This window comes from Bacillus sp. UNCCL81, assembly GCF_900112535.1.
GTDB classification, from domain to species: domain Bacteria; phylum Bacillota; class Bacilli; order Bacillales; family Bacillaceae_G; genus Gottfriedia; species Gottfriedia luciferensis_B.
This window is the reverse complement of record NZ_FOMF01000004.1, coordinates 70,563-89,158: the sequence shown is the minus strand read 5'-3', so window position 1 is coordinate 89,158 and position 18,596 is coordinate 70,563. Positions and strand designations below refer to the sequence as shown.

Sequence of the window (18,596 nt, the reverse complement as noted above, 5' to 3'; positions counted from 1 at the left end):
TGTATAAATTATATCCTAAAATTAATTGTAAGTATATTGTAACGTTACAAAAATGGTAATGCAACTATTTGTAATGTTGTTTAATTAACTTATTTATTAAAAAACAATGAAAACTGTAAAAATTCACTTGACTAAAATTATGTTAGGTGGAATAATCAGCTTATAAGTTGATTAATAACGTTACAAATTACTATTTTTATATTTTTGTAATGTTATTGTCATGTTTTTTGTGAGTTTTTAGTGATAAGTGAATAAAGGGCACAAATAACTATTTTTATGAATGACCTAACAACTATTATACCTTTTTTTCATGTATTTGTTAGCGCTTCCAGATTAATGAAGTACATAAGTGAAAAATATAAAAATAGTCAACGTGTTTTTCTTTTTAAAAGAATTTTGATTCTATCTTAATCATTGGAGGAAATACTAGATGAAAATGAAAAAAGTATCATCAGTCTTATTAGCAGCTTCATTATCTGTTGCTGGTTTATCAGCTTGTTCTACTGGTAACAAAGAAGTAAAAGGTGGAGCAAAAGATGGCGTAACGACCATTGAATTTTGGGCTGCACCAAATCCGACTCAACAAGTTTATTGGAAAGAAGTGGCTGAACAATTTACGAAAGAGAATCCAACTATCAAAGTAAATGTAAGTCCGATGAAAGAAAGTCCAACATCTGAAGCTAGTATTCAATCTGCAATTGCAGGTGGTAGCGCTCCGACAATGTCTGAAAATATTAACCGAGGATTTGCAGCACAGTTGGCTGATAGTAAAGCACTAGTTCCTTTAGATGAATTAGATGGATTTGACAAAGTGAAAGAAAATCGTCATATGAACGATACAATGAAAGGTTGGCAGTTTGCTGACAATCACCAATACGTGCTACCAATTTACTCAAATGCAATGCTGTTTGGTTGGCGATTAGACATTTTAAAAGAATTAGGATTTAACGCTGCACCTAAAACTTATAGTGAAATGTTAGCGGTTGCGAAAAAATTAAAAGAAAAATATCCAGATAAATATGTTTGGGCAAAGGCAGACCTTGCAGACCCTACAGCTTGGAAAAGATGGTTCGACTTTTTCATGTTATATGATGCAGCATCTGAAGGTAACAAATTCGTAGAAGGTTCTAAATTTACAGCTGATAAGAAAGCCGGGGAGCAAGTATTCGATTTCGTAAATGAATTACGTAAATCAAATGCATTACTAACAAGACAAGCTAAAGATCCATTTGAAACTGGATTAGGCATCTTTACCGATATCGGCCCTTGGACAATCTCTTATTGGGCAGATAAATTCCCTAACATGAAGTTTAATGAGACATATACATTATCTACACCACCAGTACCAGATGGTATTTCTACTGAAAATGTAAAGACATTTGCAGATACAAAAGGTTTAGTTATCTATGCTTCTGCTACAAAAGAACAGCAAAAAGCAGCGATGAAGTTTATCAATTGGGTGTATTCAAATCCTGAAAATGATTTGAAATGGCTTGAGAAAACGAACTTACCACCAGCACGTGATGATTTAACAACAAATGATACATTTAAGTCGTTCTTTGATAAAAATCCAGCATTACAACCATATGCAGCAGCCGTTCCTAATGCAATCCCGCCAATGGATAACGCAAAATACAATGATATTCAAACTTATATTGGCCAATATGCATTCAATCCTGTAGTAAAAGGTGAAAAGAATTCTAAATCTGCATGGAAAGACATGAAAGAGGCTATTGAGGGGGCTCTTAAGTAATGAGCACTAAACAAGGAAGGTTGGGCTGGCTGTTTGCCAGTCCTTATCTTATTTATGCAATTGTTTTTTTCCTAATTCCGCTAGTGTGGTCTTTGTTTCTATCACTAACTGATTGGAATTTAATTGCTCCAACATTTAGTTTTGTTGGAATCGAAAATTATACAGAAGCGTTTAAAAGTCCAGGTGTACAGAGCGCATTTTTCGTAGCTTTCAAATTTATGGCACTTTTTGTACCGATGGTTGTAGCGTCTTCAATCATTGTAGCTTTAATCGTTCAAGGTTTACCTAAGTTTAAAGGTTTATTTTTAATCGGATTTTTTCTTCCGTATTTAGCATCAGGTGTAGTTTCTTCATTAATTGTAAAAGGGCTTTTATCATACAACAGCCCTATTAATGAATTCTTAAGAAATTCATTCGGTTTAGATATTAACTGGTTAGGATCGCCGTTTGGTGCTTTATTCACAGTAGCGGTTATTATTGCTTGGAAATTTACTGGATACTATGCCCTTATCTTAACTTCCGGTTTTGATAGTATCGATAAAGAAGTATACGAGGCAGCATTAATTGATGGTGTAACACCAATGCAACGATTTTGGAAAATTACATTCCCTCTATTATATCCTGCATTATTTACAGTACTTATTTTAGCAATCGGTGTAACATTTGGTATTTTCACAGAGGTTTACCAATTAACAGGTGGGGGCCCGAATTTCGCAACAAATACATGGCAAATGGAGATCTTTACGAGAGCGTTCTCGAATCTTCAAGCTGGTTATGCATCTGCAATTGCGATTATTGCCTCTGTAGTAACATTTATATCAATCTTTATTATTCGAAAACTTTTAGAAATGTGGGGAAAACGAAATGGTTGGAACTAAGAAAAAAGGACTATGGTTTCGTTACCTGATTGCTTCGATTCTCTTACTAGTTATGATTTTTCCTTATATTTATATGGTTTTAAATTCATTCGCTGATTGGAGTCAAGTAGACCGAAAATTAATTCCAACAGGTTTTACGTTGAAATCATATAGTTGGTTATTAGCTGGTGGTGAATCAGCAATACCAAGGCCTTGGATTAATGCGTTTTTTAATAGTTTCTTTGTATCAGCTGCATCTACTTTATTAATGATGGTTACAGCAGTTATGGTAGCTTACGCTCTTGCTAAAATTCCTTTTAAAGGAAGAAACTTTATAAATAACTTTATTTTATTTCAAATGTTTTTCCCTGCGATTATTTTATTAATCCCTACATTCCTTGTCATTCAAAAAATTGGAATGTATGACTCATACTTAGGAATGATTTTGCCGAAAGCAATGAGCTTATGGGCAGTCTTTATGTACACAAACTTTTTCAAAGCAATTCCTGAAACATTCATTGAAGCAGCAAAACTAGATGGGGCAAGTGAGTGGCAAATCATGTTTAAAATCGTCTTGCCGATGTCTAAATCAATCACAACTGTTATTTTCCTCTTCTTATTTATGGAAAGATGGACAGAGCTTTTATGGGACATGCTAGTTGCAAAGAGTGATAACATGCTAACACTAAACGTTTTATTATCACAAATGTTTGGACCTTACGGTGGTTATCCCGGACCAATGTATGCAGCAGCAGTATTACTAACATTGCCTATCATTATTATCTTCTTATTATTCGCTAAAAAGTTTAAAGAGGGTATGCAATTTACACTTAAGTAATTCAAGGATCGGAGTTCTAACAAAATGGCAAATTGGTGGAAGCAAACTACTTTTTATGAAATTTATATGCCTAGCTTTAAAGATGGTAATGGAGATGGAATTGGCGACTTTACTGGTATTATTTCTAAACTCGACTATTTAAAAGAATTAGGAATTGGTGGAATTTGGTTAACTCCGTTTTATCCATCACCAAAAGTTGATAATGGATATGACATTTCAGATTATTATTCAATTGATCCTGATTATGGAACGATGAATGATTTCGAATTATTTATTGAAGAGTCACATAAACGAGGAATACGTGTTATTGCTGATTTGGTTTTAAATCATACATCTTCTGAGCATAAATGGTTCAAAGAATCAAAATCAAGGGTGAATCATCCAAAACGAGATTGGTATATTTGGAGAGATAAACCAAATAACTGGGAATCGTTCTTTGGTGGGACAGCGTGGGAATATGATGAGGTCACAAACCAATATTATTATCATGCATTTGCAAAAGAACAAGTTGATTTAAACTGGTCAAATCCAGAAGTAAAACAAGCTATGTTTGATGTAATGGACTTTTGGCTCCAAAAAGGAATAGATGGTTTTCGATTAGATGTCATCAATTTTTTAAAGGTAAATAATACGTTCAAAGATAATCCAAATGATGTTCACAAGAATGAACAAATTCATTTGCATGATAAAGATCAAGAAGGAATTCTACCAATTATTTCTGAAATAGCCGAGTTTGTTAATCGATATGAGGATAAGTTTATAGTTGGCGAAGTTGGATCAGAGGATATATCAATTCTTAAAGACTACACAGGAGTTAATAAATTAGATGTAGTTTTTAATTTTAATATCGGAAGTATTGCAGAGTTTGATGCAAATAGGATTTTTAAACAATTATATGAAACGGATCAAGCATATGATCAAAACCAAACTCCTACACTGTTTTTCTCAAGTCATGATATGTCCCGTTTTATTTCAAGATTTGGTGGAGATGAGGAGAGATCAAAACTAGTAGCTACATTGATGCTTACAGCAAAGGGTGTTCCATTTATTTATTATGGTGATGAAATTGGCATGAGAGATTGGATTACCGATGACATAAAAAAAATGAAGGATGTTCAGGGACTGACTGCATACGAATTAGAATTGCAATCGAATAAGTCAGAAGAAGATGCTTTAAAAGTAGCAAATGAGAAATCGAGGGATAAATCTCGAACACCAATGCAATGGAACTCCCAAGTCAATACTGGTTTCTCAAATGTTGAACCATGGATCACAATCCCAAGTCAAACACTTGATATTAATGTTGAAAATCAAATACACAACTCAAATTCAATCCTTTCTTATTACAAGAGCTTATTGAAATTAAGAAGTCAGCATATTTCATTGCAATTAGGGCAGTACGAATTATTAAAGTATGAAGAAGATCTAGTCTATTATATGCGATCGCATAATGAAGAAAAAATAATCGTTACCTTAAACTTTACAAGTGAACCAAAGACGATAGCGTTAGATTCTTTTACAGAATTTCAATTTGAACTAATTCTTTCATCTAAGCGAACGGATTTAGAGAATTCAAAAGATATAGAGGTTTTACCAAATGAAGCATTAATTTTTAAAGGGGAATATGAGAATGACATTTAATCAGAAGCAAAATGCTCAAACTTGTGAAGAGTTAATTCTTGAATTCACGACGAAAAAGCAGCCAACTAATCCAGAAAAAATCGTTTTTACTGGTATCGGAACTAATGATGTTTACAATATCAGTGCTCCTTTTGAAGATGAAGGAGAGTTAGTTATAGCAGGTAGAGTTGAATCTCGTGAGAGTGAGCACTCAGTTGTTTATTTCTTCGTTGAAAAAAATGGTGAGTGGGTACGTAGAGAAGGTTCACCTATTCTTGAATTACAAGATCCATTTTTTACGAGAATCGCAGGAGAGTTAGTGGTTGGGGGAGTACAAATCTTTCCACATCCAGAAAAAGAAGGACAATTAGGCTGGAGAACGGTTTTTTACAAAGGTGATTCGATTACAAATTTAGAAGAATTTGCAAAAGGTCCTGAAGGAATGAAAGATCTACGTTTAATCGAGTTAAAAGATAAAAGTATTGGTGTATTAACTAGACCACAAGGTGAAAAAGGCGGTAGAGGAAAAATTGGTTGGACAACGATACCAACACTTTCTGATTTAACGCTAGATGTAATTAATCATGCGCCATTACTTGAAAGTCAATTTATTGATGAGCAGTGGGGAGGAGCAAATGAAGCACATCTTTTATCGAATGGAAAGATTGGTGTGTTAGGTCATATTGCTAGTTTTGATGAAGAGGGAAATCGTCATTATTATCCAATGATATTTGGCTTTGATCCTGAAACAGAAGCATTTTCAAAGATGGAATTAATTGCGACAAGAAGTCACTTTTTACCGGGTCCTACAAAGCGCCCAGACTTAATTGATGTTGTATTCAGCGGTGGATTAGTTCGTAATGCTAATGGTACAGCTGTACTTTATGCAGGAATTAGTGATGCAGATGCTCAAAAAATTAGGATAGTCGATCCGTTTATGCAATTCGAACAATAAGTACTAATCATACACAAACAAAGGAGCTAATAAAAATGAATGTATATAGATATGAAGAAAATCCATTAGTAACACCTGCTAAAGTAAAACCACATCGTCCTGACTTTGAAGTAATTGGCGCTTTTAATGCAGGTGTCGCTAAATTTAATGATGAAATTATCATGCTTCTACGTGTTGCAGAACGCCCAATTAGTGAAGATCCAAATATTATTAAATCACCTGTTTTTAATCCAACTACAAATGAACTTGAAATTTTAGAGTTTAATGTAAATGATTCGAAATATGATTTTTCAGATGTACGCACGATTAGTGAACATGGCGATAAACAAGGGTTTAAATACTTAACATCACTTTCGTATTTAAGAATTGCTCGTAGTAAAGATGGGCATCAGTTTACTATCGATGATAAACCATTTCTATACCCTTCAAATGAATTAGAATCATTCGGGATTGAAGATCCACGAATTACTCAAATTGATGATACATACTACATCTATTTTAGTGCCGTTTCACCAGTAGGTGTTGGTGAGTCAATGGTGTCAACGAAGGATTTTGTATCAGTTGAGCATCACGGAATGATTTTTGCACCTGAAAATAAAGATGTATTAATTTTCCCAGAAAAAATTAATGGGAAATACTATGCACTTCACCGTCCTGTACCGAAAAGTATCGGTGAACCAGAAATTTGGATTGCTGAATCTCCGAATCTATTACATTGGGGGAATCATAAACATTTATTAGGCTTAAGAGAAGGTATGTGGGATAGTGCTCGAATGGGAGGAGGAGCTGTTCCATTTAAAACAGAAAAAGGTTGGCTTGAATTATATCATGGTGCGACTGAAGATCACCGTTATTGCATGGGTGCAGTTTTACTAGATTTAGAGGACCCAACTAGAATTATCGCTCGTTCTAACCAGCCAATACTTCAACCAGAAGCCGACTATGAAGTAGAAGGATTTTTTGGAAATGTAGTCTTTTCATGTGGAGCACTAGTTGAAGGTGACGTTGTAAGAATGTTTTACGGTGTGGCAGACACTTCAATGGCATGTGCTGAATTAAGTTTACAAGAAATATTAGATTCACTAGCTTATTTATAAACATTATGTTTGTAGAAAGGATGTCATAAAACAAGGAATTGTCATTTACCCCAAATCTAACGAAATGAAATTTGTTTATTGGTGTAAAAGAATCTTGCTTTATGCATCCTTTTTTTTATCTAAAAATGATCTGGAAGGTGAAACCGATGAAAGAGTATTACGGCAGGAAGTTATCAAATTTAAATATAGAGGTAGCTAAAGTCAAGGAGCTAGCGTCTCAAAATAGATTGATATTTTTAGATGGCAGTAATCGTCCTTGAAAATAGCCCCTCTAAGGTAGAGGAGAATAATTAATGCTTCAAATTTATAAATCTTTTTCAACAGAATTAAAGTTCTACTTATTGATGAATACTTTTTTTACATTTGGAGGAGCGTTATCAGGTATCTTTCAAAGTGTATTTCTATGGAAGCTTGATAAAACATACTCACTACTAGCATATTTCAGCTTATATTGGTCAGTTGCAATTATTTTTTGCTTTGGTATTTGTGCATGGATTGCTAGAAAAACTAGTCCAATGATCACGATGCGATTAGGTTTTATCTGTTATTTAATAACCTATTTAATCATGCTATTTTACCATTCTACATTGAATGAGCATATCTTGTTATTAGGATTTTTAAATGGATTAGCAATGAGTTTGTATTATGTTGGCGTTCATTTAGCCATTTTAGACTTAACGACTAATGAACAAAGAGACAAGTTTTTGTATATTCAAGGGATCTTAATGACAATCGGAGGAGTAATCGCACCTCTTCTATCAGGAATTATTATTTCCCAATTTAATGGAATGACGGGATACTATGTCATTTTTACTGGTACTTGCTTATTTTTCTTTATTTCTTTTTTAACCTCTTTAAAGGTAAAAGGAAAACCAGTTTCTTCCAAAAGTCATTTTTGGGAAGTTGTAAAAAAACCTACTATGGAATGGAAAAAGATGTACTTAGTCATGTTTTCTGATGGAATAGTTTCTGGGGTATACACAACCTTTTTAATTACTATGATGACGTTCAAAATAGCCGGCGGGGAATTAAATCTAGGAATCTATAATACCGGAGCACAGCTTGTGGCGGTTGTTGCATTTTATTATTTAGCTAAATTAACGAATCAAAACGATCGAATTAAGATTTTTGCCGTTGGGTCGATTTTTATACTGATAAGTTCTATTCTAATTTCTACTTTACCTTTCCTTATTTCACTAATTATTTTCGGGATCGTTTCACCAGTTGCGATGAATATGATTAATACATCCATGAATGCGATGATTTATGAATCAATTGAAAGAGATCCAAATTATAAGAATAAACGCTTGGATTATATTATCATACGAGAAATTCCGCTTGGTATTGGAAGAATTATAGGGGTATTTATTTTTCTACTTATGGGTAAATACTTTGATTTCAAAGTACTTTTACCAATTTCGTTTAGTTTCTTTCCAATTATATATGTAGTAATGATTCCAATTCTTCATTTGATTTGGAAGAAACCAATTACAAAAGTTGTGCTTGAATCAAAGGGAATATAAAAAATATTTTAAATGGGAGGAAAATGTATGTTAGGTGCAATTGAAGCAGGGGGAACAAAATTTGTATGTGCTGTTGGAGATGAAAATGGAAATTTAATTGAGAGAATTCAAATTCCAACGACTATACCGGACGAAACGATACCAATGGTGATTGAATTTTTTAATAAATTTCCAATAAGAGCAATTGGAATCGCTTCATTTGGTCCAATTGATGTAAATAAAGAAAGCGCTACCTATGGAAATATTACATCAACGCCAAAAACAGCATGGAAGAATTATCCTTTTCTTCAAGTATTTAAAGACCATTTTTCTGTCCCAATTGGTTTTAATACGGACGTGAATGCAGCCGCACTAGGTGAAGCTACTTTTGGAGCAGCGAAAGGCTTAGATAGCTGTCTTTATATTACTGTTGGTACAGGTATTGGTGCAGGCGCAATTGTTAATGGCGAGTTACTCCAAGGAATTACTCACCCTGAGATGGGACATATTTTAGTAAGACGTCACCCATTAGATCAGTATGAAGGTAAATGTCCTTATCATCGTGATTGTTTAGAAGGATTAGCTGCTGGTCCAGCAATTGAAGCCCGTTGGGGAGAAAATGGTGCAAGCCTTGTTAATCGAGAGGAAGTTTGGGACTTAGAAGGCTACTATATTGCGCAAGCACTTATGCAATATATTTTAATCTTATCACCTAAGAAGATTGTTCTTGGTGGAGGAGTAATGAATCAAAAGCAAGTTTTCGATAGCATCTATAAATATTTAAATGAACTAGTTTGTAATTATGTTAGTTTACCAAAGTTATCTGAATTTATCGTACTGCCAGAATTAGGTAATAATGCTGGAATCACCGGAGCTCTTATGCTTGCACACAATGCTTTAAATAAAAATGCACTAGTTTAAATAGCCTATAGGAGGAAATTACCATGCAACCATTATTTTTAAAACCAGTATTTAAAGAACGAATTTGGGGAGGAACAGCTTTAAAATCAGATTTTAACTATAATATACCGAATGAAAATACGGGTGAATGCTGGGCAATTTCGGCTCATCCTAATGGTGCTTCCATTATTGAAAATGGTCCATTTACAGGTATTGCATTAAATGAATTGTGGAAAAACCAACCAGAATTATTTGGTCACCCAAAGGAAGAAGTTTTTCCACTTTTAACGAAAATATTAGATGCAAATATGGATTTATCTGTTCAAGTACATCCTGAAGATTCTTATGCAAAAGTGAATGAAAATGGTGATCTCGGTAAAACAGAATGCTGGTATATACTTGACTGTAAAGAAGATGCACATATGATATTTGGCCATAATGCCAAAACAAAAGAAGAACTAATTAAACAAATTAAAGAAGGTGAATGGTCAGATTTACTTCGCCGAGTAAAAATAAAGCCGGGTGATTTTTTCTATGTCCCAAGTGGAACGATTCATGCTTTATGTGAAGGGACTCTCGTATTAGAAACTCAACAAAGCTCTGATACAACTTACCGGGTTTACGATTATGATCGAAAAGACCATAAAGGAAATTTAAGAGAGCTTCATTTAAATAAAGCAATCGATGTAACAACAGTTCCTCATCAAGAAACAGAAGTGGAATTTAAGACGGAAGAAAAGGAAAATATAAAGATTAATACATTCGTAGATTCTGAATTTTTCACCGTATATAAATGGGATATTACTGGTAAGGCTTATTTAACTTATAATGATCAATATCTACTTTTAAGTGTAATAAACGGTAATGGAAAACTGATCCATAGCGGAGAAGAATATAGTTTATCAAAAGGCTCAAACTTCATCATTCCTGTTGGATTTGGGGAATTTGTTTTAGATGGAGATTGTGAAATAATTGTTTCGCATACTTAAAAATTAAAGGAAAACAAAGGCATCCTTTCAGAAGATTTTCAGACTGAATGCAAGCGCTTGCCTTATGATGTGTGAATTTCTCTAAGGCTTAAAAAGCACCGCAGATAGGGTGAGGCAAATAAGTAAGTGAGGGTTTGTTAAGAAAAAAGGCAGCTTATTAGCTGCCTTTTTAAAATACAATTTCAGAAGTAGTTTTAGGCTCAGCTAGCCAGCGCAGAGTCTGATTATGGTGTTTAATAATTTGATCAGCCGTAAGCTCATCTGAATCCCATGTACTATGAGCATCCGTAACAAGTGTAATTTCATAGCCATTTCCAAAGGCGTTTCTAGTCGTTGTATCAACACAGATTTCCGTTTGAATTCCCGCCATTACTAAATGATTAATTTCCTGTTTTGCCAGCTCTTCTTTTAAATTCGTCTTGAAAAATGAGTCTGGTGTTGTTTTATGTATAATGATATCTCCATCAATTGGAGCTATATCTGACTGAATTTCCCATCCAGGTGTACCGTATTCAAGTGGAGAACCTTCTTCAGAATGTTGGATATAAAATATTGGCGTATTTGTAGCTCTTGCTTTATCAATCAATTTGTTGAGATTATTTAATAATGTTTTCCCGTTATATACCGGATTAGATTCCGAGAACATAAAAGCCTGTACATCAATTACTAAAAGAGCTGTTTTTTTCATTTATAAATCTCCCCTTAGAAAATTGGCTATTTTTTACACCTTATAGAAGAAAATATATCATTATTAACAACATAGGAGAAGGGTTATTTCCAGAAGATTTCGCTTGTTGTAATTTAAAAACTATTTTGCAGTTAGTTGAATACCGTGCCAGTTGCTTACATCACATTGGCCAAATTCATTACTGCCTACAGCTACAACTGTGCCATCTGATTTAAGTCCAAGAGTATGTGTACAACCCGCCGAAATCGCTACAATATCGCACCAGTCACGTACATTACATTCGCCATGACTTTTCAAGCCGGTAGCCATAACTGTGCCGTCCGCTTTAAGTCCGATCGTATGATTACTACCAGCCGAGATCGCTATCATGTCGTGCCATTCGCTTACATCACATTGACCATCCTTATTCAATCCCACAGCGACAACTGAGCCGTCCGACTTTAGCCCGACGGTATGGAGATAACCTGCTCCAACCGCTACAATCTCTTGCCATCCACTCACTTTACATTGGCCATACCGATTATTACCTACAGTTGTAACTGTGCCATCCGCTTTAAGTCCAACAGTATGCCAGTCACCTGCCGCTGTTGCTACTATATTGTGCCAATCACTTACATTGCACTGACCATCGTTATTTTGACCTACAGCTACGACTGTACCATCTGATTTAAGCCCGACGGAACGACGCCAACCAGCCGCAATCGCTACGACATCACACCAGCCACTTACATTACATTGTTCATGCTTATTCCATCCCACAGCAACAACAGTACCGTCTGATTTAAGTCCAATTGTATGAGAATTACCTGTGTGAGCGTTACCAGCAGCAACCGCCACAATATCGCGCCAATCGTTTACTTCTAGTTTGCCATATTTATGATCACCAACAGCTGTCACAGTACCATCTGATTTAAGCCCGACGGAATGACGATAACCAGCAGCTATAGCAGCTTTAGGCCACATTTTCACTATTAACTCCACTTCGTTTGGTGAAGTATAATCCATGTTTTTACCACTCCAATTCCTAATAGGATTTAAATCGTACTTCTAACTAAAAATCTTTAGATTTAATCAAATACTTACTTCTAATCTACAATCTTTAGACCCATCAATGTTGCAAATTGAACAGCTTGATTTGATGAAACTTTACAGCCATTTAGATTACTAATTGAAACTGTTAATTCATTAAATGTTGAACTACTAATATCTATCCCATTGAGAGATGTTTGTTCAAAATTTGCTCCATCAATATTACAGCTATTAAAATCTACTTTTTTGAATTTACAATCATAAAAATCAGTACTTTTTAGAACAGAGTCTCGAAAAATTACTTTTTCTAGTTTTGATTCTCCGAATAGTGCCAAATTTAGGACGGAATTTTCAAATTGTACATTACCAATGCTAGATTCCGTAAAATTTGCACCTAATAATTTACAATTTTTAAAGATAACTTTGTGGATAGAAGAATTTCTCATATTGCAATTTGATAAATCACAGTCCTCAAAATATACATCAGTCATACTGATATTTTTAAAATCTGTATTCGTAAATTTACAATTCTTGATAACGGCTTTATATAAAAATACTCGATCTACAACTTCATTTTCAAAAACAGAGCCAGAAATCTCACACATTCCTAATTCTGGGTCCTCTTCATAAAAAATATCATAAAAATTTCTAGCTATTAATTCTTTGGGGATAGTAGGTGTATCGATTTTCATAGTGATTCCTCTCTTTAAATAAGTTGGATGAAACATCCATTCATGATTAACTACTCATTACTATAAAGAACTTTGAGTTTTAAAAAAAGACTATTAATTTTAGTAGGTCTGTGTACAAAACACCTTATTTTATGAGGTGGAAACGTTAACTCTATTGTCAAATTCTCTCCTTTTATAAATAAAATTTACTATTGAATATTAAGTCACTTATTCTAATTTTTGCTTTTTAAAAAATCGAAATCTATTAAAAATTCCATATTTATACTAGGATACTTGTCCAATCTACTTTCTATTATTTTGAATAAATTATATTAAAACTCAGGAGGTGATTTTATGAATTCAATGCGTCCAGTATCTAGAGCTAGTGTAGCTCAAAGACAAGGATCTTTTAATAGAATAGAAAATGCACAAGCAGAATTGCAACGTTTAGTAATCCGTGATTCACACAACATTACAGTTGCTCAGACTGAAGCTCAAGCTTTAGTTTTAGTACAACTTTCACTAAGTGCAGCAATTGAAGCTGTAATTCTAATTTTTGGTGATGATCCAAGAATTAGTCAGCTACAAAAAGTTGCTCAGTCCTTAGAGAACCTTCAATTACAATCACAATCTGTTTTGATTGAAAAAGCTGATACAATTGTAGTAACACAAACTGAACTTCAATTTGAAGCAGTTATTCAAGCTGCAATTGCATTATTAGCACAAATAGTAGCAAAAATCGGCTAATAATTTTTGGAGAAGAAAAGGACAAACTGTTTATGTCCTAAACCTCTTATACAAATTTGTTAAATGATTTTTTGCTAGGGTTTATGACTTTTTTTGAAGATGTTGGTAGTCTCCCGTCTTCAAAGAAAGTTATCCTGATTTTGATTTTAATACCATCTATTTTTATCAATCCGACAAAAATAGATGGTATTTTAGTGTTCATCTATCATTAATTATTAAAAATAAAAACAAAAGTATCGCTTCACGCTACATATTCTTTGTTTTAAAATAGTAGAAATAATAAAAACTTTGAAAAGGGGAAGAGTAGATGAATATTAAAACAACAGAAGTAAATGGGCAAGTAATTGCAATCGCCAATGCTGATTCAGTAATTCTTATGGATGAAAAAAGTGCTTTAGATCTTATTATGACAATAAGTTATGATTATAGAAGTAATCATATAGCACTTAATAAAGAAGCAATTTCAGAAGACTTTTTCAATCTTAGTACGAAACTTGCAGGAGCAGTGCTTCAAAAGTTCGTTAATTACAATATTAAGTTTGGGATTATAGGTGACTTTTCTAGTTATACAAGTAAGGCACTAAAAGATTTCATTTTTGAGTGTAATAAAGGAAATAATGTATTTTTTGTATCAACAGAACATGAAGCAATTGATCGATTATCAAAAGCAAATTAAACACTATTTTTGACAAAAGATAAAATGATTATCATTGTTCCAAACATGGAGATGATCAGCACGGTATCCTCGAAGCCATAGTACACCATTTATCCGTCTAATGTAAAAACCTTTTGGAAAATCTTCATCTTCAGATAATGCCTCAGATGCAATTGTGATAGAACCGGATGGAGCTTGATGCTGCTTTACAGAATTCCCTGCAAAACCTTCTGGTTGATCTAAGTATGACAGTCTTAAGTAAGGTCCTAGCTCGAGAGGGCACAATTGCAAATTTAGTTCCTTTGCTTTTTTATAAATTTGAGGTGTTGTAGCTCCTTCTAAAAATCCAAGATCGCCAACAGTTAGTTCAACTGTTTGAAGGCTGTACTTTGATTTTGATATTGTAAAGTGCTCATCTTTTAATAGCATCTCACCATATTCATTCATTGAGATAGAAGCTTGTTGAAGTTTCTGGATTAACTGGGATTTCGTTTGGCCACTAATTTCTACTATTCTAGTAATAAACGGACAATTAGGGTATATTTTTTCTTTTTCTACATGCATTTTGGTCTCTCCTACATCATAATATTGTGCTTAAACTATTCGATAGTTCTCGTTAAATTTCCTTGGTAAACTTAAGAGATAATAATAGGTCAAAACTTAAAAAGAAATTGGAGTTGAATGATGATGAAAACAATCGGTCTGATTGGTGGTATGAGTTGGGAGTCTTCATTACTGTATTATCAAATGATGAACGAACGTGTAAAAGAAAAGCTTGGCGGTCATCATTCCGCAAAAAGCTTACTGTATTCGGTCGATTTTCAAGAAATTAAAACGCTTCAATTTGAGGATCGATGGGATGAGTTAACGAAAATAATGATTGATATCGCTAAAAAGCTGGAGAAAAGTGGAGCAGATTGTCTTGTTATTTGTACGAATACAATGCATAAGATGGCAAAGGAAGTTGAAGAATCGGTCAAAATTCCTTTATTACATATTGCTGATGCAACTGCTAAAGAAATTGTTAATAATGGAATTAAAAAAGTTGCTTTGTTAGGAACAGCATTTACAATGGAGCATGATTTTTATAAAGGAAGATTAATTGAGCAGTTTGGTTTAGATGTTATCGTCCCAAATGAGGCTGAAAGAAAACTAGTACATAATATTATTTATGAAGAACTTTGTCTTGGCATTGTAAAAGAAGAATCTAAGCAAGTTTATTTAAACATAATCGATCAGTTAATTGAACACGGAGCGGAAGCGGTTATTTTGGGGTGTACTGAAATAACGATGTTAATCTCTCAGGAAAATTGCAGTATCCCTGTCTTTGATACAACAAGAATTCATGCTGAAAGTGCTGTGGATTTTGCTTTAAGTATTTAATCATAAAAGAAACCCACAAGGTATGAAGTGAACCCAAATAGTTCGACACGTAATTTAATTATGCTGCTAGGGAGGATTGGACCCTGTATTGTACAGGGTCCAATCCTTTTAATTTTGTCTTAATTCGTTTGTGATTGTAGTAGTGGATATACTTTTCTAATTCTAAAATGAAATCTTCGATACTCTTAAATTCATGAAGATAAAATAATTCAGACTTTAATAAACCAAAGAAGTTCTCAATAACTGCATTATCTAAACAGTTACCTTTTCGGGACATACTTTGGATAATTTTGTTTTCTTTGAGTAGATGCTGATATTTTTTCATTTGGTAATATGCGTAAAACTCACGATTAAGTAGATTTGGAGCTATTCTACCAACGTTTCCACGATAAGAACGATACTTTTTAAAAAATACTGTTTAGAATTTTACAAGAATCAATTACAAATGTTATACGTCATTCTCAAGCTACAAAACTAGATGTTGTACTGAAAAAGGAAGCTGATGTTATCAATATGACTATAAGGGATAATGGGGATTTACAAAATGTTCAAAAAATTAATGAAGGATTTGGATTAAAATCAATGAGAGAAAGACTAGAGAAAATGAATGGTAGTCTTTCGTATTCAGTTATTTTTCCACATGGCTTTGAAATCGTTGCAAAAATACCATTGTGACGAAGGGAAGGGTGAGAAAATATGTCAAATGAAAAAATAAAGGTCTTACTAGTTGATGACCAAACGATGATTAGGCAAGGGTTTAGTTATGTAATAAATCTACAAGATGATATGAACTTAATTGGTAAGGCATCTGATGGAATAGAAGCAATCAAGATAGCAAAAGAAAAACTCCCACATGTCATTCTGATGGATATACAAATGCCAAATCTTTCAGGAATAGATGCTACAAAAGAAATAATGAAACAATTACCTACGACGAAAATTGTTATTTTAACTACATTTGATGATCAAGAATATATTTACCAAGGAATTCGCTCAGGAGCTGTAGGGTTTTTATTAAAAGATGCCGAAGTTGAAGAAATGCTTGATGCGATTCGCTCAGCGTATCAAGGAGAAGCTATTTTTAAAACAACTCTTGCAGCTAATGCACTTTCTAGAGCGATTGTTTCTGGATTTGCAATGCCAAGTAAAAAAGGTGAATCAATCCTAATCGAAAAACCAACTGATCGTGAACAGGAAATCCTCCAGGAAATGGCCTATGGACTTCGAAATGACCAAATCGGTAAGAAGTTATTTATAACGGAAGGTACTGTTAAATCACATGTCCATCGTATATTACAAAAATTTGGCTGTGAAGACCGAACACAAGTAGTCGTAACGGCACTTAGGAATGGAATGGTGAAGTAAGAAGGACGTTTTGGAAAGTAAATAAAAAAGTAGATGTTATTTCTATCTGAGATAACACCTACTTTATTTGGACCGAAATCTACATAAATGAAATTTTTCAAAATGGCTTGTATTACTTTTAAAATCAATTCGGGGGAATAAGTTGAAAGGATAGTTTAGGAGAAGACATTTCGAATTGAAAAGTGCTTATTTTAGATTAAATTTAAGGCTAGAAGAAGTAATTATAAGGATGACTTTATAATTAGTAATAAAATGTTATAGAAAATCTTCGTTATATAGACTCGGTGATAAATGTGATCATAAAATACATCTAATTAATTAGATATAATATTAAATGGTCGAAAGCAAGAGTTTGTTCTAGACACTGAACTATTTTGTACAAGTTTTTTTATGAAAAAAAGAGGGAAAATTAAAAAAACTACGAACTATTATTATTATTAATTCATTCGTTAATCGAAGTAATTTTTTCATTAAAAATTGGATATGTATTTTATTAAGTAAGTTTGTTAACAATACAGAAATTAAATAAAATTTACTAAAGAGGTGTAGTCAATGAGCTTCCATGATCCAAACGAATTTGATGAATTGATACCAAATGATACCGATTTAAATTTTATTAAGAAATTTCCAGAAGTTGAAGAAGCGATTGGAATTGATGAAATTCTGAAGTGGTTAGAAGATTAACGAGATGAGAATAATTTGAAAATAAAAAAGTACTTTCTAGATTTTTAGAAAGTACTTTTTTTCACGCTGTTGAAAAACAACCTTGTCAATTAAATTACCAAATTTTCGTAAAAGGGGTAAAGTGATGTTGATTTCCACTACAGGATGCTCGCTTTCCATGGGGCGAGATTCTTTAGCCTCCTCGGCAAGCCTGCGGGGTCTCAGCCTTCCCGCATATCCCATAGGAGTCGAGCACCCCTCCGCTCCAATCAACTTATTCATCGAAAAAAGTCTGCAATAAATCATTATCAAATTGCCTTTACTTAGAGTAACCCAACTATTGTATATTAATCAGCCTATAGGTCAATAAATATCGAACTTTAATTAAACTAATCAACTAAATTTGTTTTTCTAAAAATTAGTCCATCGTATTTTTAACTTCTGAAAAAATTCATTACTAGTGATTAATGGAATCATGAAATTATTCAACCATCTTAACATTTAAAAACATTAATAGATCACCCCAAAAATGATAATTTCATCATTAAATTAATGTTCATTTAATGTCAGTTTTCTCGTTTTTTCTATAGATCAATTTATATTTCAACACTCTGAAAAAAGTACTTTTTAGATTTTTAGAAAGTACTTTTTTCCATTTTAAATTAAGATTATCAACCTAGTTAAAGAGGAAGATTTAATCATTACAATTCAACCGAACGAAAAAAGTAATAGGAAAAAAGTTAGGTAAGAAATGTTAATAAATACAAAGAACCAATATGAAATTGAACAATTTGCTACTTTCTATTTTGTATTTAAGTATTTTATTGAATTAAGATCGTGTAATTTTGCCTATAGTAGGATCTATTAAAAGGTATTGCTTTCCT

Annotated in this window: 20 protein-coding genes and 1 pseudogene; 15 read left to right on the top strand and 6 right to left on the bottom strand. The window is 33.2% G+C overall.

Annotated elements, in window-relative coordinates:
- Positions 1-430 precede the first annotated feature (430 nt).
- The 9 genes from BM319_RS09995 (at position 431) to manA (ending at position 10,511) form a co-directional block, all read left to right on the top strand.
- Positions 431-1,753, top strand: a complete 1,323-nt coding sequence (locus BM319_RS09995) for an ABC transporter substrate-binding protein (RefSeq protein WP_175495589.1) — start codon at positions 431-433, stop codon at positions 1,751-1,753.
- Positions 1,753-2,631, top strand: coding sequence for a carbohydrate ABC transporter permease (locus tag BM319_RS09990; protein WP_025568227.1), 879 nt, complete (start codon positions 1,753-1,755; stop codon positions 2,629-2,631). Before BM319_RS09995 ends, BM319_RS09990 begins: the two co-directional genes overlap by 1 nt.
- The gene (locus BM319_RS09985; RefSeq protein WP_025568226.1) at positions 2,618-3,448 is read left to right on the top strand and encodes a carbohydrate ABC transporter permease; all 831 of its coding nucleotides are present in this window, start codon (positions 2,618-2,620) and stop codon (positions 3,446-3,448) included. Before BM319_RS09990 ends, BM319_RS09985 begins: the two co-directional genes overlap by 14 nt.
- 24 nt (positions 3,449-3,472) lie before the next feature.
- Complete coding sequence (locus tag BM319_RS09980) at positions 3,473-5,089, top strand: glycoside hydrolase family 13 protein (protein ID WP_286143713.1); 1,617 nt, start codon at positions 3,473-3,475, stop codon at positions 5,087-5,089.
- The gene (locus BM319_RS09975) at positions 5,079-6,023 is read left to right on the top strand and encodes an MTP-1 family protein (RefSeq protein ID WP_025568224.1); all 945 of its coding nucleotides are present in this window, start codon (positions 5,079-5,081) and stop codon (positions 6,021-6,023) included. Before BM319_RS09980 ends, BM319_RS09975 begins: the two co-directional genes overlap by 11 nt.
- A gap of 35 nt (positions 6,024-6,058) precedes the next feature.
- Positions 6,059-7,120 carry a BtaManbiosPhlase gene (locus tag BM319_RS09970; RefSeq protein ID WP_025568223.1) on the top strand — a complete coding sequence of 354 codons (1,062 nt, stop codon included), beginning with the start codon at positions 6,059-6,061 and terminating at the stop codon, positions 7,118-7,120.
- A 293-nt stretch (positions 7,121-7,413) separates the two neighbouring features.
- Positions 7,414-8,643 (top strand): MFS transporter, encoded by a 1,230-nt coding sequence (locus tag BM319_RS09965; RefSeq protein ID WP_091022385.1) that lies wholly within the window; start codon positions 7,414-7,416, stop codon positions 8,641-8,643.
- 27 nt (positions 8,644-8,670) lie between these two features.
- The gene (locus tag BM319_RS09960; RefSeq protein ID WP_025568221.1) at positions 8,671-9,543 is read left to right on the top strand and encodes an ROK family protein; all 873 of its coding nucleotides are present in this window, start codon (positions 8,671-8,673) and stop codon (positions 9,541-9,543) included.
- Positions 9,544-9,566: 23 nt separating this feature from the next.
- The gene (manA, locus tag BM319_RS09955) at positions 9,567-10,511 is read left to right on the top strand and encodes a mannose-6-phosphate isomerase, class I (protein ID WP_091022383.1); all 945 of its coding nucleotides are present in this window, start codon (positions 9,567-9,569) and stop codon (positions 10,509-10,511) included.
- Positions 10,512-10,680: 169 nt separating this feature from the next.
- On the opposite strand, the gene BM319_RS09950 is transcribed toward manA, so the two are convergent.
- The 3 genes from BM319_RS09950 to BM319_RS09940 form a co-directional block, all read right to left on the bottom strand.
- Positions 10,681-11,199 (bottom strand): cysteine hydrolase family protein, encoded by a 519-nt coding sequence (locus BM319_RS09950; protein WP_069034211.1) that lies wholly within the window; start codon positions 11,197-11,199, stop codon positions 10,681-10,683.
- 120 nt (positions 11,200-11,319) lie between these two features.
- Positions 11,320-12,204 (bottom strand): RCC1 domain-containing protein, encoded by an 885-nt coding sequence (locus BM319_RS09945; protein WP_091022381.1) that lies wholly within the window; start codon positions 12,202-12,204, stop codon positions 11,320-11,322.
- A gap of 80 nt (positions 12,205-12,284) precedes the next feature.
- On the bottom strand, positions 12,285-12,920 hold the full coding sequence (locus BM319_RS09940; protein ID WP_091022379.1) for a pentapeptide repeat-containing protein: 636 nt from the start codon (positions 12,918-12,920) through the stop codon (positions 12,285-12,287).
- 333 nt (positions 12,921-13,253) lie between these two features.
- Between BM319_RS09940 and BM319_RS09935 the strand changes: the two genes are divergently transcribed.
- Positions 13,254-13,646 (top strand): spore coat protein, encoded by a 393-nt coding sequence (locus BM319_RS09935; RefSeq protein ID WP_025568217.1) that lies wholly within the window; start codon positions 13,254-13,256, stop codon positions 13,644-13,646.
- A gap of 307 nt (positions 13,647-13,953) precedes the next feature.
- Positions 13,954-14,322: a DUF4180 domain-containing protein gene (locus BM319_RS09930; protein ID WP_069034208.1), complete on the top strand. Its 369-nt coding sequence runs from the start codon at positions 13,954-13,956 to the stop codon at positions 14,320-14,322.
- A 3-nt stretch (positions 14,323-14,325) separates the two neighbouring features.
- On the opposite strand, the gene BM319_RS09925 is transcribed toward BM319_RS09930, so the two are convergent.
- On the bottom strand, positions 14,326-14,865 hold the full coding sequence (locus BM319_RS09925; protein ID WP_091022376.1) for a helicase: 540 nt from the start codon (positions 14,863-14,865) through the stop codon (positions 14,326-14,328).
- A gap of 123 nt (positions 14,866-14,988) precedes the next feature.
- On the opposite strand from BM319_RS09925, the gene BM319_RS09920 reads away from it, so the two are divergent.
- The gene (locus BM319_RS09920) at positions 14,989-15,684 is read left to right on the top strand and encodes an aspartate/glutamate racemase family protein (protein ID WP_091022834.1); all 696 of its coding nucleotides are present in this window, start codon (positions 14,989-14,991) and stop codon (positions 15,682-15,684) included.
- Positions 15,685-15,742: 58 nt separating this feature from the next.
- On the opposite strand, the pseudogene BM319_RS09915 reads toward BM319_RS09920, so the two are convergent.
- Positions 15,743-16,018 (bottom strand): annotated as a pseudogene (locus BM319_RS09915) (IS3 family transposase); the annotation flags it as partial.
- A 77-nt stretch (positions 16,019-16,095) separates the two neighbouring features.
- On the opposite strand from BM319_RS09915, the gene BM319_RS25245 reads away from it, so the two are divergent.
- From BM319_RS25245 to BM319_RS25050, 3 genes are all read left to right on the top strand, one after another.
- Positions 16,096-16,359, top strand: a complete 264-nt coding sequence (locus BM319_RS25245; RefSeq protein ID WP_139226514.1) for a sensor histidine kinase — start codon at positions 16,096-16,098, stop codon at positions 16,357-16,359.
- 21 nt (positions 16,360-16,380) lie between these two features.
- On the top strand, positions 16,381-17,049 hold the full coding sequence (locus BM319_RS09910) for a response regulator transcription factor (RefSeq protein ID WP_091022374.1): 669 nt from the start codon (positions 16,381-16,383) through the stop codon (positions 17,047-17,049).
- 552 nt (positions 17,050-17,601) lie between these two features.
- Positions 17,602-17,733, top strand: coding sequence for a hypothetical protein (locus tag BM319_RS25050; protein ID WP_282439847.1), 132 nt, complete (start codon positions 17,602-17,604; stop codon positions 17,731-17,733).
- A 36-nt stretch (positions 17,734-17,769) separates the two neighbouring features.
- On the opposite strand, the gene BM319_RS09905 is transcribed toward BM319_RS25050, so the two are convergent.
- Positions 17,770-17,955: a hypothetical protein gene (locus tag BM319_RS09905; protein WP_025568211.1), complete on the bottom strand. Its 186-nt coding sequence runs from the start codon at positions 17,953-17,955 to the stop codon at positions 17,770-17,772.
- Between the last annotated feature and the right edge of the window lie 641 nt (positions 17,956-18,596).